Below are 14,089 nucleotides of genomic sequence, written 5' to 3'. Positions count from 1 at the left end.
CAGGCGCCGCGCGCCGCCGGTCCGCAACCGTCACGGATCCTAGCACAGTTCGCAGAAGACCGTTGACGGCAAAAAAAGTCATGTGTGATTGTATTTGGCGGTGACGGCCCGTTTGCCGCCCCGCGCCACCCCGGCCCGTCCCTCCGGGCCCCCTTCCGGCCCATGGCCCCGGCCCACAGCTTTGGACGCGACGATGGATCCCGCATTTCCCCACCTCTTCTCCCCCGGCCGCCTGCGCAACCTCGTGCTGCCGAACCGGCTGGTCATGGCGCCGATGGAATCCAACATGGCGGCCGAGGACGGCACCGTGTCCGACGCGATGCTCGCCTACTACGCCGCCCGCGCCGCCGGCGGGGTGGGGATGGTGATCGTCGAGTACGCCTGCGTCGACCGCCCGACCGGGCTCGGCGGCGCGCCGCAGCTCGGGATCGACGACGACTCCCTGATCGCCAGCCACCGCCGGCTGACCGCCGCCATCGCCGCGCACGGCGCGCGCTCCTGCCTCCAGCTCTTCCACGCCGGGCGGCAGACGCTGCGGCGCTTCACCGGCGGGCGGGCCCCGATTGCCCCCTCGCCCATCGCCTGCCGGGTCTACCGCGAGGAACCGCGCGAAATCACCGTGCCGGAGATCGCGGATCTGGTGCGGAAGTTCGGCGACGCGGCGGCGCGCGCCGTCGCCGCCGGCTACGACGCGGTGGAGATCCACGGCGCCCACGGCTACCTGATCGGCGGCTTCCTGTCGGGCGCCGCCAACCGGCGGACCGACGCCTATGGCGGGTCGCTGGAGAACCGGATGCGCTTCCCGCTGGCGGTCGTCTCGGCGGTCCGCCACGGGGCGGGCGAGGCGCCGGTGATCGTCCGCCTGTCCGCCGAGGAGTTCGTCGAGGGCGGCACCACCCTGGACGAGGCGGAGCGGATCGCCCCGCGCCTCGTCGCCGCCGGGGCCGACGCGCTGCACGTCTCGACCGGCACGGCGGAACGCATGGACCGCAACGTCGATCCGGTCTCCGCCCCGCAGGGCTGGCGCATCCCGCTGGCCAGCCGGATCCGGGCGGTGGCCGGGGTGCCGGTGCTGACCGTCGGCGTGATCCGCCAGCCCGACGTCGCCGAGCGGGCGATCGCCGATGGCTCGGCTGATTTCGTGGCGCTCGGCCGCGCCCTGCTGGCCGACCCGCAATGGCCGGACAAGGCCCGGCGCGGCGCCGTCGCGGACATCCGCCCCTGCACCTCCTGCAACTGGTGCGTCGACCAGCTTCTCGCCCACAAGCGGCTGGGCTGCGCCGAGAACCCGCGCGCCGGCCGCGAGACCGAAGCCCCGGTTCTGCGCAGCGGCGCCGGCCGCGCCGCCGCCGTGGTCGGCGGCGGCCCCGGCGGCATGGTGGCGGCGCTGCTGCTCCAGGACGCCGGTTTCCGCGTCACCCTGTTCGAGAAGGCGGACAGGCTGGGCCTCGGGCTGGTCGCCTCGGCGACGCCGCCCGGCAAGGACAAGTTCTTCTGGTACCGCGACTATCTGGTGCGCCGGCTGGCGGACTCCGGGGTCGAGCTGCGGCTCGGCGCCGCCGCCACGGCCGACGACGTGCTGGCCCTGCGCCCGGCGCTCGCCGTCGTCGCCACCGGGGCGGCCAATCGGGCGTTTCCCCTCGCCGGAAGCGCCTCCGTCCCGGTCGGCTTCGCTCACGACCTGCTGACCGGGGAGGCGGCGCTGGGGGACGGTCCCGTGGTGATCGCCGGCAGCGGCGAAACCGGCTGCGAGTGCGCCGAGCATGTGGCGGAGTCCGGCCGCGACGTGATCCTGGTCAGCCGCTCGCCGGAACGGCGGCTGGCCCGCCGGGCGCAGTATGTCTACCGCCGGCAGCTCGTCGCCCGGCTGGAGAGCAACCCGCGCATCCGCATCGAGACCGGCATGGAGGTCGCCGCCGTCGGCGACGGGCGGGTCGTCCTGCGCGACCAGGAGGGGGCCGACCACAGCCATGCGGCGGGGCAGGTTCTGCTGGCGCTCGGCCGGGTGCCGGAGAACGGCTTGGCCGAGGCGTTGCGCGCCGCCGGGCTGCCGACCCATGTGATCGGCGACAGCCGCGAGGTCGGCCGCATCGGCGACGCGGTGCACGACGCCTACGCGGCGGTGCGCGCCGTCACCCGCGCCGAGGGCGGGGGGCGGGCCGAGCCGGTTCTGGGGCTCGCCTGCTGATCAGAGATGCGGCATTGCCGGGGCCAGCGCGCGGGCGACCTCGCCGAGCGCCCCGGCAATGCCGGCGGCGCGCGCCTCGTCGAACCGGCTGAGGAACATGGTGGCGGTGCAGGCCATCAGCGGCCCGCCCTGCGCGTTGACGATCGGCACGGCGATGGAGGCGGTGCCCAGCGCGTAGTTGCCGTTGTCGAGCGCCCAGCCGCGCCGCTCCGTCTCCGCCACCTCGGCCATGAAATCCTCGAAGGACAGCGGCCGGTCCCAGCGCAGCGCGGCGAACTGGCGGCGCAGCTCGGCCTCCGGCAGGCCGGCGTGCGGCACCATGGCGCGCCCGGCGGCGCCGATCGTCAGCGGCAGCCGCTGCCCGACATCCATCCGGATGCGCATGTTGCCGGTGCCCTGCGCCTCCAGCACCAGCATCATGCGGTCGGCCGCGATCCGCCGCCACAACGTCACCGTCACCCCGTGATCGCGGGCGACGCGCTCCATCAGCGGGCGCACGAGGTTGATGTCGCCGGCCACTGTCGCCGCCCCGCGCGCCAGCTCCATCACGCCGAGGCCGATGGAGTAGACCTTGGCCTGCGGGTCGAAGCGCACGTAATCCTCCTGCACCAGCGTGCGCAGGATGTTGAAGCCGGTGCTGGTGTTCATCCCCAGCTCCTGCACGATGTGGGTCAGGCTGACCGGCGCGGCGGCGCGGCTGAGCAGCTTCAGGATCTTCACGCAGTTCAGCACGGCGCCGACCGGCTTGCCGGCGGCCTCCGCGTCGGCTTCCGCGGCGGCCTCCGCTGCCGCCGGCTCCTCCTCCATTCCCTCCGCCGTCACGGGCGGAGCTTTCGGCGGCCGCCCGCGCGGGCGCGACGGCTTGGACGCCTCCAGTCCGCCGCTCTCCGCCACCGGCGCTGTTCCCTGTGCCTTTGCCCGCACGGTCATGCTCCCCTTCGTCTCTTCCGGAATTAATTTATATCGTCAGAAAAACTTTCTCCATGGAGAAAAACCGCTTGCGCCACTTCGTTCGCCGGCTTAGCGTAACGGTGGCGGCACGGACAATCCGCGCCCCGCAGCGCCTTTGAAACCCGCAGCCCGCGGCGGCGCGCCACCCCCGCCGACCCTCACGGTTTTCCGGGAAATTCCCCATGCCCAGCGACCCAGAATCCCATGCCGTTGGAGCCCACGACGGCGAGCCCCACGGCGACGGCGCCGTCCTCGTCGAACGGCGCAACGGCGTCGGCATCGTCACGCTCAACCGGCCGGACGCGCTGAACGCCATCAACATGGCGGTGCGCGGCGGCCTGACCCGCGCCTGCCGCGCGCTGGAGGCCGATCCGGAAATCCGCGCCGTCCTGATCCGCGCGGCCGGCGAGCGCGGCTTCTGCGTCGGCGCCGACATCAAGGAGTTCCGGCCCGTCACCTCCGCCGTCGCCGCCCGCCGGACCGATCCCGCCATCGCCTACGTCGACGCCGTGGCGGCGCTGGGCAAGCCGACCATCGCCGCCATCCACGGCTTCTGCCTGGGCGGCGGCTTCGAGATCGCGCTGGCCTGCGACATCCGCATCGCCTCGGCCGACGCGCTGTTCGGCCTGCCCGAGATCAACCTCGGCCTGATTCCCGGCGCCGGGGGCACCCAGCGGCTGCCCCGCCTGATCGGGGTCGGCCGGGCGCTCGACCTGATGCTGACCGGCGAGCGCTTCGGCGCGGAGGAGGCGCTGCGGCTCGGCGTGATCTCCCGGCTGGCGCCGTCGCAGGGCGCGCTGGCCGAACAGTCCCTGGCGCTGGCCGAGACCGTCGCCGCCAAGTCGCCGACCGCCGCCGCCTACGTCAAGGAGGCGGTGATGGCCGGCGCCGACCTCGACCTCAAGGACGGGATCGCGCTGGAAAGGACCCTCTTCACGCTGCTGCTGACCACCGAGGACCGGATGGAAGCCGCCGCCGCCTTCCGCGAAAAGCGCCGCCCCGTTTTCACGGGGCACTGAGACAAGGTGAACCGACCGATGAACGCCCCTACCCCGAACACCACCATTCCCGGCGACGCCAAGGTCACGGTCGTCGGCGCCGGCATCATGGGCCGTGGCATCGCCCACGCCTTCGCGGTGCGCGGCTACGCCACCACGCTGTTCGACGTGAAGGCCGCCGCGCTGGACGACGCGCTCGGCAACATCCGCAAGATCGTCGCCGACGCGGTCGGGCTCGGCAAGCTGACGGAGGAGACGGCGGCGCGCACCCTGTCGCTGATCACCCCGGCCAGCGACCTCGCCGCCGCCGCGACCGGCGCCGATCTGGTGGTGGAGACCGCGTCGGAGCAGCTCGCCGTCAAGATCGACGTCATCCGCGCCATCGACCCGGTGGTGGCGGCCGGCGCGATCATCGCCACCAACACCTCGGCGCTGAGCATCACCGAGATCGCCGCCGCCTCGGCCCGGCCGGAGCGGGTCGCCGGGATGCATTTCTTCAACCCCGTCCACAAGATGAAGCTGGTCGAGATCATCCGCGGGCTGGCGACCGATGACAGCGTGGTCGACCGGCTGAGGGCGTGGTCGGACGCGCTGGGCAAGACCTCCATCGTCGTCAACGAGGCGCCGGGCTTCACCACCAGCCGCATGTCGGCGATGCTCGGCAACGAGGCGATGTACATGCTGGAATCCGGCGTCGCCAGCGCCGAGGACATCGACATCGCGCTGCGCCTCGGTCTCGGCCACCCGATGGGGCCGCTGGAGCTGGGCGACATGACCGGCTGGGACACGCGGCTGGCCGTGCTGCAATACCTCCACCAGTCGCTCGGCGAGAAGTTCCGGCCCTGCCCGCTGATCGCCAAGATGGTCAAGTCGGGCCGCACCGGCCGCAAGGTCGGCCATGGCGTCTACAAGTACGAGAACGGGACGAAGGTCCCCGGTTCCGGCCTGCTGGGGAGCAAGTGAACCATGCGTGAGGTCGTCATCGTCGAGGCCGTCCGCACCCCGATCGGCCGCTTCCGCGGCGCGCTGGCCCCGGTGCGGGCCGACCATTTGGGCGCGCTGGTCCTGCGCGAGATCGTCCGCCGGACCGGCATCGCGCCGGAGCTGGTCGACGACGTGGTGTTCGGCTGCGTCACCCAGGTCGGCGAGCAGTCCACCAACCCGGCGCGCACCGCGCTGCTGAGCGCCGGCTGGCCGGCGACGATCCCCGGCATGACGGTGGACCGCAAATGCGGCTCGGCGGAGGCGGCGGTCCACGCCGCGCTCGGCTCCATCGCGTCGGGCGAGTACGACGTGGTGGTGGCCGGCGGGGTGGAAAGCATGAGCCGCGTGCCGATGGGCGGCAACCGCGACGTCCACGGCAAGCCCTTCGGCTGGAAGCTGCTGGAGGCCCACCCGCAGATCTCGCAGGGCGAGGCGGCGGAACGCATCACCGACGCCTGGGGCCTGACCCGCGACGCCATCGACGACTACGCCATCGCCAGCCACCGCAAGGCGGCGGCGGCGGCCGACGCCGGTTTCTTCGACCGCGAGATCGTGCCGGTGCCGGTGGACGACTGGCGCGAGCGCGACCTGCCGGAGACCGGCGCGACGCTGGCGAGGGACGAGACGATCCGCCGCGACACCAGCCGCGAGAAGCTGTCCACCCTGAAGACCAGCTTCCGCGAGAACGGGCGGATCACCGCCGGCAACTCGTCGCAGATCGCCGACGGTGCCTCCGCGCTGCTGCTGATGGCGGCGGAGGTCGCCAAGGCGCACGGGCTGACGCCCCGCGCGCGCTTCCGCGCGGTGACGACTCTGGGCTCCGACCCGACGCTGATGCTGACCGGCCCGATCCCGGCGACCCGCCGCGTGCTGGAGCGGTCCGGGTTGGCGCTCGGCGACATCGACCTGTTCGAGGTGAACGAGGCCTTCGCCCCGGTGCCGATGGTCTGGCAGCGCGAGCTGGGCGCCGATCCGGAGCGGCTGAACGTCAACGGCGGCGCCATCGCGCTGGGCCACCCGCTGGGCGCGTCGGGGGCGCGGCTGATGACCACGCTGCTGCACGAGCTGGAGCGGCGCGACGCGACCTTCGGCCTCCAGACCATGTGCTGCGCCGGCGGCCTCGGCACCGCCACCATCCTCGAACGGCTGGGCTGAGCCCCCGTCTCCCATGCAGGAGTCCCCCATGAAACCCTGGCCGCTCTGGGACACCCCCTTCTTCGAGGACCGCCACCGCGCCTTCGCCCGGACGCTGCTCGACCTGGAGCTTCCGGAGATCGACGAGGACAGCCGCGACCTCGGCGGCGTCAGCCGCATCCTCGCCCGCGCCATGGGGGCCCAGGGGCTGCTCGATGTCGTCGTGCCGCCGGGCGCGGAAGCGGGGGATGCTCGCATCGACCTTCGCGGCGTCTGCCTGGCGCGCGAGGTGCTGGCCTACCGCTTCGGCGATCTGGCGGATTCGGTCTTCGTCATGCAGGGCATCGGCACCGCCGCCCTCTGGCAGACCGGCTCGGCGGATCTGTGCCGGCGCTACCTTCCCCCCGCCCGGCGCGGCGAGGCCATCGCGGCGCTGGCGCTGACCGAACCGGAGACCGGCTCCGACGTCGCCAACATCACGACCAGGGCCGAGCGCGACGGCGACGGCTGGCGCATCACCGGCGAGAAGACCTTCATCTCCAACGCCGGTTTCGCCGACCATTACGTCGTCATCGCCCGCACCGGCGAGGCGCCGGGCGCGCGCGGCCTGACCGCCTTCCTGGTCGACGCCGACTCAGCCGGCCTGAGCGCCGGCCCGCCCATCGACTTCATGGCCCCCCACCCCGCCGCCCCGCTGCGGCTCGACGCCGTGCGCGTCACTCCCGACCGGCTGGTCGGCGCGCCCGGCCAGGGCTTCAAGGTGGCGATGGCGACCTTCGACGTCTTCCGCGCCTCGGTCGGGGCCGCCGGCATCGGCGCCGGGCGCCGGGCGCTCGACGAGAGCCTCGGCCGCGTCACCGGCCGCCGCCTGTTCGGCAAGGCGATGGCCGAGATGGACGGCGTGCAGACCAGGCTGGCCGAGATGGCGACCACGCTGGAACAGGCGGCGCTCTGCGTCTACCGCGCCGCCTGGGCCAAGGACACGACCGGCGGGCGCTGCACCCGCGACGTCTCGATGGCCAAGCTGACCGGCAGCGAGGCCGCCGCCAGCGTCGTGGACGCCGCCGTCCAGCTCTTCGGCGGGGCCGGCGTCGCGCGCGGCAGCGTGGTGGAGAAGCTGTACCGCGAGGTCCGCCCGATGCGCATCTACGAGGGCGCCTCGGAGGTGCAGAAGCTCGTCATCGCCCGCGACCTCATCAAGACTTACACGCAGGAATCCGGCCGATGACCGACAGCATGACCGACGGGATCCTGGCCGACACCGCCCGGCGCCTGCTCGCCGACCGCGTCACGCCCGACGTGCTGCGGCTGGCCGACGAGGGCCATTGGCCGGCCGAGCTGTGGGCCGCCGTCGAGGAGATGGGCCTCCCCCTCGCCCTGGTGCCGGAGGAGGCCGGCGGCTTCGGCCTCGGCATGGTCGAGGCGCTGGGGCTGGTGCGCATCGCCGGCTCCTTCGCCGCCCCGCTGCCGCTGGCCGACAGCATGCTGGCCGCCTGGCTGCTGGCTGGCGCCGGGCTGGAGGTGCCGGCCGGACCGCTGACCGCGGCGCCGCCCAAGGCGGCCGGAAGCGACGCGCCGTCGCTGACCCGCGACGGCGACGGCTGGCGCCTGTCCGGGACCGCCCGCCGGGTTCCCTGGGGCCGCGACGCGGCGGCCGTCGTCCTGGTGGCCGAGCAGAATGGCCGGTCCCACCTCGTCCGGCTCGACGCCGGGGAGTGGCGAGTCGCCGAGGCGGGCCGCAACATCGCCGGCGAGCCGCGCGACGACCTGCGCTTCGACCTCGCCCTGCCCGCCGGCCGCGTCGCCCCGGCGCCGACTGGGCTCGACGCCGACAGCCTCCACGCCATGGGCGCCACCCTGCGCAGCCTCGCCATGGCCGGCGCCGTCGAGCGCGTGCTCGACCTGACGGTGCAATACGCCGGGGAGCGCGTGCAGTTCGGCCGGCCGCTCGGCAAGTTCCAGGCGGTGCAGCAGAATCTGGCGGTGCTCGCCGGACAGGCCGCCGCCGCCGGGGCCGCCGCCGATGGCGCGGCCGAAGCCTTCGCCGAACTGGCGGCCGGCGGCGCCCGCCCACTGCCCACCGGCCCGCTGCCCATCGCCGCCGCCAAGATGCGCTGCGGCGAGGCCGCCGGGATCGCCTGTTCCATCGCCCACCAGATGCACGGCGCCATCGGCTTCACCCACGAGCATGTCCTCCACCATCTGACCCGCCGGCTGTGGTCCTGGCGCGACGAGTACGGCAACGACGCGTCCTGGGCGCGGCAGCTCGGCCAAGCGGCAGCGGCGGCCGGGGCCGACGGTCTCTGGCCGCTCGTCACCGCCGCCTGACCCGCCCGCGCTCCGTCCGAAAGAGATACGCCATGCCCCGCATCGCCTTCCCGCCCCCACCCGCCAGCGACGCCACCGAGGCGCTGCGCGCGGAGGTCCGCGATTTCCTGAGGACCGAGCTGGCCGACCGACCGCCGCGCCGGCGCGCCGACTCCTGGAACGGCTTCGACCGCGACTTCAGCCGCAGGATGGGCGCGCGCGGCTGGATCGCCATGACCTGGCCCAAGCGCTACGGCGGGCACGAGCGCGGCGCGCTGGAGCGCTACGTCGTGCTGGAGGAGATGCTGGCCGCCGGCGCCCCCGTCGCCGCCCACTGGATCGCCGACCGCCAGAGCGGCCCGCTGCTGCTGAGGAACGGCACGGAGGAGCAGCGCGCGACCATCCTGCCGCGCATCGCGTCGGGCGACTGCACCTTCTGCATCGGCATGAGCGAGCCGGATTCGGGATCGGACCTCGCCGCCGTGCGCACCCGCGCGGTGCCGGTGGAGGGGGGATGGCTGGTCAACGGCACCAAGCTGTGGACGACCTACGCCCACGAGGCCCAGTACATGATCCTGTTCTGCCGCACCGACGGCGGGACCGAGGACCGCCAGGGCGGCACCAGCCAGCTGCTGGTCGATCTCTCCACCCCCGGCATCACCATCCGCCCGGTCCTCGACCTGTCCGGCGCGCACCATTTCAACGAGGTGGTGTTCGAGGACGTCGTGCTGCCGGCCGACGCGCTGATCGGCCGGCGCGGCGACGGCTGGAACCAGGTGATGAGCGAGCTGGCCTTCGAGCGCAGCGGGCCGGAGCGCTTCCTGTCCTCGATGGCGCTGCTGACCGAGCTGGTGCGGGCGCTGGGGCCGGAACCCTCGGGCCACGCCGCCATCGCGGTCGGCCGGCTGGTCGGCCACCTGATCGTGCTGCGCCGCCTGTCGCGCTCGGTCGCCGGGATGCTCGACAAGGGCGAGAACCCGACCTTGCAGGCCTCGCTGGTCAAGGATCTGGGCGCGCTGTTCGAGCAGGAGATCCCGGAGATCGCCCGCCAACTCGTCGAGGCCGAGCCGGACCTCGACTCCACCCGCGAATTCTCCGCCGTGCTGGCCCACACGGTGATGAACGCCCCGGCCTTCTCGCTGCGCGGCGGCACGCGGGAGATCCTGCGCGGCATCATCGCGCGCGGCCTCGGCCTGCGCTGAACCAAAAGACCCGGAGGACACGACCGATGAGCGACCCCGTCCTGTACGAGCTGGAAGACGGCATCGTCACCCTGACGCTGAACCGCCCGGACCTGCGCAACCCCATCTCCGACCCCGACATGGTCGAGGCGGTGGTGGACGCGCTCGACCGGCTGAACGGGGATCCGGCGGTGCGCGTCGCCATCCTGACCGGCACCGGCAGCGCCTTCTCCTCCGGCGGGAACCTGCACACCATGCGCGAGGGCGGCGGGCTGAACGATCCCCTGCCGGCGCGCACCCGCCACAACTACCAGCGCGGCATCCAGCGCATCCCGCTCGCCTTCGAGCGGCTGGAGGTGCCGGTGATCGCGGCGGTCAACGGCCCGGCGATCGGCGCCGGCTGCGACCTCGCCTGCATGTGCGACCTGCGCATCGCCTCGCAGACGGCCCGCTTCGCCGAAAGCTTCGTCAAGGTCGGCATCGTGCCGGGCGACGGCGGGGCGTGGCTGCTGCCGCGCGTCGTCGGCTTCTCGAAGGCGTGCGAGATGGCCTTCACCGGCGACCCGATCGACGCCGCCGAGGCGCTGGCCTGCGGGTTGGTCTCCAAGGTGGTGCCGGCCGGGGAGCTGCTGCCGGCGGCCCGCGCGCTCGCCCGACGGATCGCCGTCAACCCGCCGCACGCCGTGCGCATGACCAAGCGCCTGCTGCGCGAGGGCCGGCACGTCCGCATCGACACGCTGCTGGAGATGTCGGCGGCCATGCAGGCGCTGGCCCACGCCACCGCCGACCACCGCGAGGCGGTCGACGCCATGCTGTCCAAGCGCCCGCCCAGCTTCACCGGCGAGTGACCGGCCGCAACCCTGTCATCCCGGCCCGTCAGCAGGCGGCCTCGCCGGGGCAGCGGCGCACCTCGACGACCGGATGCACCAGCCCCAGCCCGGCGGGCAGCAGCGCCTTGTAATGGTCCGGGCTGCGCGGCTCGTGGCTGACCACCGACAGCACCGTGGTGAACAGCCCCGGACCGATCGACCAGACATGCAGGTCGGCGATGCGGGTGTCGCCGTCGGCCTCGATGGCGCCGCGCACCGCCTCGCGCACCGCGTCCGGCGCCTCCTGGTCGAGCAGCACCTTGCCGGTGTCGCGCAGCAGCCCCCAGGACCAGCGGGCGATCATCACGGCGCCGACGATGCCGATGGCGGGATCGAGCCAGGAGGCGCCGAGATGCTTGCCGCCCAGCAGCGCCAGAACCGCCAGCACCGACGTCGCGATGTCGGCCAGCACATGCAGGATGGCGCCCCGCAAATTGTGGTCCTGGTGATCGTGGCCGCCATGGCCGTGGTGATGGTGGTGCCCGTGGTCGTGGTCGGGGCCGTGGTCGGGGCCGTGACGATGATGCGCGTGAGCATCGCCATGGTCGCGATGGGCGTGCTCATGGTGATCGTGATCGTGGTGCCCGTGGGAGTGGCCGGCGGCGGCGCCGGACGGGCGGTGCATCAGGATGGCGGCGCTCGCCACGTTGACGGCCAGCCCGACCAGCGTGACGACCAGCGCCTGGTCGAAGGCGATCGCCACCGGCTCGACCAGCCGGTGCAGGCTTTCCCACAGCATCAGCAGCGTGACGAAGACCAGCAGCAGCGCGCTGGCGAAGCCGGCCAGCGCGTTCACCTTGCCGGTGCCGAAGCTGAAGGCCCGGTTGCGGGCGTGGCGGCGGGCGAAGATGTAGGCCAGCAGCGCGATGCCCAGCGCCGCCGCGTGCGAGGCCATGTGCAGCCCGTCGGTCAGCAGCGCGATCGATCCGAAGGCGATGCCCGCCCCCACCTCCGCCACCATGGTCACGGCGGTCAGCACCACCACCAGGAGCGTGCGGAACTCGGCCGGGCGGACCCGATCCTGGCCGAAACCGTGGTCGTGGGTCCAGGCGTCGATCGTCTTGGTGTGCATCGCGGACGGCTTTCTTCCTGATGAGGACCGGATCGGTCCAGAATGCTCCCGGCTCCGCGCCCCCGCAACGGAATTGCGGCCGGAGACGCCGCTAATACAGGGCCTTGGCGCCGTGGAGCTTGTCCTGGGACAGCTTCTTGAAGCCCTTGGGCGGCGTGCCGAACTGCTTGCGGAAGGCGGCCGCGAAATGGCCGAGGTTGGTGTAGCCGACCTGGTTGGCGACCTCCGTCACCGAGACGTCCCCCTCCAGCAGCGCGCTGCGCGCCGCGATCATCCGCCGCTCCTTCAGGTAGCCGAAGGGGGTCGTGTCGAACAGCGCCTTGAAGCCCTTCTTCAGCTTGCAGTCGTTGATGCCGACGCGGTGCGCCAGCTCCAGGATCGAGGGCGGGTCGATCAGGTTCTCCTCCAGGATGTCGCGCGCCTTCTTCAGCCGGGCGATGTCCGCCGCCGACAGGCCGCAGGGGCAGTGGCCCAGGCAGAACTGCTCCAGCCCCAGCGCGATCAGCTCGTAGGTCTTGCTGGTCAGGAAGATGGTTTGCAGGTCGCCGCTCAACCGGACGCTGGCGATCTGGTGCAGGACGGACTGGATCGCGGCGGTCAGCCGGATCTCGTCCTGGAAGCCGTCGGGACGGTCGGGCTCGACATGACGGCGCAGCGCCTCGGGAAGCCGGTTGTTGAAGGCGCGGCACAGGAACGCGAAGGGCAGGCTGACGACCACCAGCGACAGCTCGGCCGCCTCGTGCAGCATCAGCGCGCCGCGGAAGCTCCGCTGGTAGACCAGCCGGCCGGCGCCGCCCTCGCTGCCGCCGGCCGCCTCCATCCCCTCGGCGATCAGGGTCGCCCGGCCGGACTGGACGAACAGCAGCGAGACGCCGTCCTCCATCGCCGGCAGGAAGATCCGGCAATCCCGCGCGATCGTTCCCGACAGGGTGAACAGGCCGATGCTGCCGTCGATCCGCAGGCGCTTCGCCCGATAGGCGCTGCCGCAGGACAGCGTCGTCAGCGTACCGGGGTCGGCGGATCCGTCCGCCGCCCTTCCTTCTTGTCTTCCTTCATGCTCGTTCATCATGGAGAAAACCACTCCCGTCTGGTTCTGCCATCGCCACGATCGGAGTTTCCCCGCGTGGTCCGCAGGTTTTTATTTTAAAATCGCCATGTCTGTTCTTGCCGGTCCGGGGCTCTTCCTTCAAATCCGCTCCCCCGCCCCCCGCCTCGCGGTAGAGGCGGAAGGCCAGCCCCCAGGCGGCGAAGGCGACCAGCGCCGCGCACAGGATCATCGCCGGATAGCCGGCCGCCCCGGCGATCTGCAACGCCACGGCGCCCGACAGGAAGCCCATGAAGCTGTAGAGGCTGTACTGCGCGGTGAAGTCGGTGCCCTCCGTCCCCTTTCCGGCGCGGTCCATCATGATGGTGACCAGGATGGTGGTCAGCGGGTTGTGGATGAGGAACACCAGCGCCAGCGACGGCATCACCACCAGCCCGCTGCCCGCCCCGCCGGCCAGCGGCAGCACCGACAGGATGATCGGCGCCTGCGCCAGCGCGGCGGCGACCAGCACCCGCCGCCGCCCGAAGCGCTGGAGCAGCCAGCCCGCCGCGAAGACCGCCGCGAGCCCGACGACCGACCCGACGATGTTGAGCGCGAAGCCGACCCGCTCCAGCGACCAGCCGACATCGACCAGCATCGGCGTCAGCACGCCGAAGGTCATGCCGATCCCGACCGGCATCGTCACCATCACCAACACCCAGCCGCCGGTTCCCGGCTGCCGCCAGAAGCTCCACAGCCGGCCATAGCCCGGACGCGCCGCCGGGCCGGCCCCGTCCGCCGGCGGTTCGCGGAACAGCAGGATCTGCACGAGGGTGAGCGCCAGGATCCCGGCCATCAGCGCCATGCAGCCGCCCCAGCCCAGCGTCGGATACAACGCCAGCAGCGCGCCGCCGCCGAACAGGATGCCGACCAGCCCGCCGGCGACCTGCACGCTGTTGCCCAGCCCGCGCTGCGCCGCCGGCAGCAGCCGGCAGGTCAGCGCGTCGGTGGCGATGTCCTGCGTCGCCGAGAAGACCGTCAGCACCAGGCTCAGGCCCACCAGCAGGGGAAAATCGGCGATGCCGTCGGTCCGCCCGATCAGCAGCAGCATCCCGATCATCGCCCCCTGCGTCAGGATCAGCCAGCCGCGATGGTGCCCCAGCCGGCCGAAGCGGACGCGGTCGACCAGCGGCGCCCACAGGATCTTCAGGACCCAGACGAAGCCCAGCAGATAGAGGACGCCGAGCCGCTCCAGCGCCATCCCCTCCTTGCGCAGGATCGCGGGGAGCCCCATGAAGAAGAAGGCGACGGGCAGGAACTGCGTCACGTAGAGGCTGGCGATCAGCCCCCAATGCGCCGGTCTCATGGCGGGCTCTCCGCG

General features: G+C 72.7%; 12 protein-coding genes. 8 read left to right on the top strand and 4 right to left on the bottom strand.

Features of this window, described 5'->3' with window-relative positions:
• Positions 1–193 precede the first annotated feature (193 nt).
• A complete protein-coding gene (locus tag J2847_RS24785) occupies positions 194–2,188 on the top strand; it encodes an oxidoreductase (protein WP_209781461.1) in 1,995 nt (664 codons plus the stop codon).
• Here the strand turns inward: J2847_RS24785 and J2847_RS24780 are convergent, their stop codons facing one another.
• Complete coding sequence (locus J2847_RS24780; RefSeq protein ID WP_209781460.1) at positions 2,189–3,118, bottom strand: IclR family transcriptional regulator; 930 nt, start codon at positions 3,116–3,118, stop codon at positions 2,189–2,191.
• A 203-nt stretch (positions 3,119–3,321) separates the two neighbouring features.
• On the opposite strand from J2847_RS24780, the gene J2847_RS24775 reads away from it, so the two are divergent.
• From J2847_RS24775 to J2847_RS24745, 7 genes are read left to right on the top strand one after another with little or no spacing between them, the layout of a single operon-like run.
• Positions 3,322–4,158 (top strand): enoyl-CoA hydratase/isomerase family protein, encoded by an 837-nt coding sequence (locus J2847_RS24775; RefSeq protein ID WP_209781459.1) that lies wholly within the window; start codon positions 3,322–3,324, stop codon positions 4,156–4,158.
• Positions 4,159–4,176: 18 nt separating this feature from the next.
• On the top strand, positions 4,177–5,100 hold the full coding sequence (locus tag J2847_RS24770) for a 3-hydroxyacyl-CoA dehydrogenase (protein ID WP_209781458.1): 924 nt from the start codon (positions 4,177–4,179) through the stop codon (positions 5,098–5,100).
• A 3-nt stretch (positions 5,101–5,103) separates the two neighbouring features.
• A complete protein-coding gene (locus J2847_RS24765; protein ID WP_209781457.1) occupies positions 5,104–6,276 on the top strand; it encodes a thiolase family protein in 1,173 nt (390 codons plus the stop codon).
• A 28-nt stretch (positions 6,277–6,304) separates the two neighbouring features.
• A complete protein-coding gene (locus J2847_RS24760) occupies positions 6,305–7,483 on the top strand; it encodes an acyl-CoA dehydrogenase family protein (protein WP_209781456.1) in 1,179 nt (392 codons plus the stop codon).
• The gene (locus tag J2847_RS24755; RefSeq protein ID WP_233474758.1) at positions 7,480–8,583 is read left to right on the top strand and encodes an acyl-CoA dehydrogenase family protein; all 1,104 of its coding nucleotides are present in this window, start codon (positions 7,480–7,482) and stop codon (positions 8,581–8,583) included. The genes J2847_RS24760 and J2847_RS24755 overlap by 4 nt, the downstream gene beginning before the upstream one ends.
• A gap of 32 nt (positions 8,584–8,615) precedes the next feature.
• A complete protein-coding gene (locus J2847_RS24750) occupies positions 8,616–9,764 on the top strand; it encodes an acyl-CoA dehydrogenase family protein (protein WP_209781455.1) in 1,149 nt (382 codons plus the stop codon).
• A 26-nt stretch (positions 9,765–9,790) separates the two neighbouring features.
• Positions 9,791–10,591, top strand: coding sequence for a crotonase/enoyl-CoA hydratase family protein (locus tag J2847_RS24745; protein ID WP_209781454.1), 801 nt, complete (start codon positions 9,791–9,793; stop codon positions 10,589–10,591).
• A 28-nt stretch (positions 10,592–10,619) separates the two neighbouring features.
• Here J2847_RS24745 and J2847_RS24740 read toward each other — a convergent pair whose 3' ends face one another.
• The 3 genes from J2847_RS24740 to J2847_RS24730 form a co-directional block, all read right to left on the bottom strand.
• Complete coding sequence (locus J2847_RS24740; protein WP_209781453.1) at positions 10,620–11,684, bottom strand: cation diffusion facilitator family transporter; 1,065 nt, start codon at positions 11,682–11,684, stop codon at positions 10,620–10,622.
• A gap of 91 nt (positions 11,685–11,775) precedes the next feature.
• Positions 11,776–12,753: a helix-turn-helix transcriptional regulator gene (locus tag J2847_RS24735; protein ID WP_209781452.1), complete on the bottom strand. Its 978-nt coding sequence runs from the start codon at positions 12,751–12,753 to the stop codon at positions 11,776–11,778.
• Entirely contained in the window at positions 12,737–14,074 is a 1,338-nt protein-coding gene (locus J2847_RS24730) for an MFS transporter (RefSeq protein ID WP_209781451.1), read from the bottom strand. The genes J2847_RS24735 and J2847_RS24730 overlap by 17 nt, the downstream gene beginning before the upstream one ends.
• Positions 14,075–14,089: the final 15 nt, after the last annotated feature.

It is taken from the genome of Azospirillum agricola (assembly GCF_017876095.1).
Lineage (GTDB): Bacteria > Pseudomonadota > Alphaproteobacteria > Azospirillales > Azospirillaceae > Azospirillum > Azospirillum agricola.
The sequence above is the reverse complement of the archived record's forward strand: the minus strand, read 5'-3'. Positions and strand labels throughout refer to the sequence as shown.

Bases quoted from the DNA above. Each gene is read 5' to 3' on its own strand.
- J2847_RS24785 (WP_209781461.1), top strand. From the start codon at position 194: ATGGATCCCGCATTTCCCCACCTCTTCTCCCCCGGCCGCCTGCGCAAC.
- J2847_RS24780 (WP_209781460.1), bottom strand. From the start codon at position 3,118: ATGACCGTGCGGGCAAAGGCACAGGGAACAGCGCCGGTGGCGGAGAGC.
- J2847_RS24775 (WP_209781459.1), top strand. From the start codon at position 3,322: ATGCCCAGCGACCCAGAATCCCATGCCGTTGGAGCCCACGACGGCGAG.
- J2847_RS24770 (WP_209781458.1), top strand. From the start codon at position 4,177: ATGAACGCCCCTACCCCGAACACCACCATTCCCGGCGACGCCAAGGTC.
- J2847_RS24765 (WP_209781457.1), top strand. From the start codon at position 5,104: ATGCGTGAGGTCGTCATCGTCGAGGCCGTCCGCACCCCGATCGGCCGC.
- J2847_RS24760 (WP_209781456.1), top strand. From the start codon at position 6,305: ATGAAACCCTGGCCGCTCTGGGACACCCCCTTCTTCGAGGACCGCCAC.
- J2847_RS24755 (WP_233474758.1), top strand. From the start codon at position 7,480: ATGACCGACAGCATGACCGACGGGATCCTGGCCGACACCGCCCGGCGC.
- J2847_RS24750 (WP_209781455.1), top strand. From the start codon at position 8,616: ATGCCCCGCATCGCCTTCCCGCCCCCACCCGCCAGCGACGCCACCGAG.
- J2847_RS24745 (WP_209781454.1), top strand. From the start codon at position 9,791: ATGAGCGACCCCGTCCTGTACGAGCTGGAAGACGGCATCGTCACCCTG.
- J2847_RS24740 (WP_209781453.1), bottom strand. From the start codon at position 11,684: ATGCACACCAAGACGATCGACGCCTGGACCCACGACCACGGTTTCGGC.
- J2847_RS24735 (WP_209781452.1), bottom strand. From the start codon at position 12,753: ATGATGAACGAGCATGAAGGAAGACAAGAAGGAAGGGCGGCGGACGGA.
- J2847_RS24730 (WP_209781451.1), bottom strand. From the start codon at position 14,074: ATGAGACCGGCGCATTGGGGGCTGATCGCCAGCCTCTACGTGACGCAG.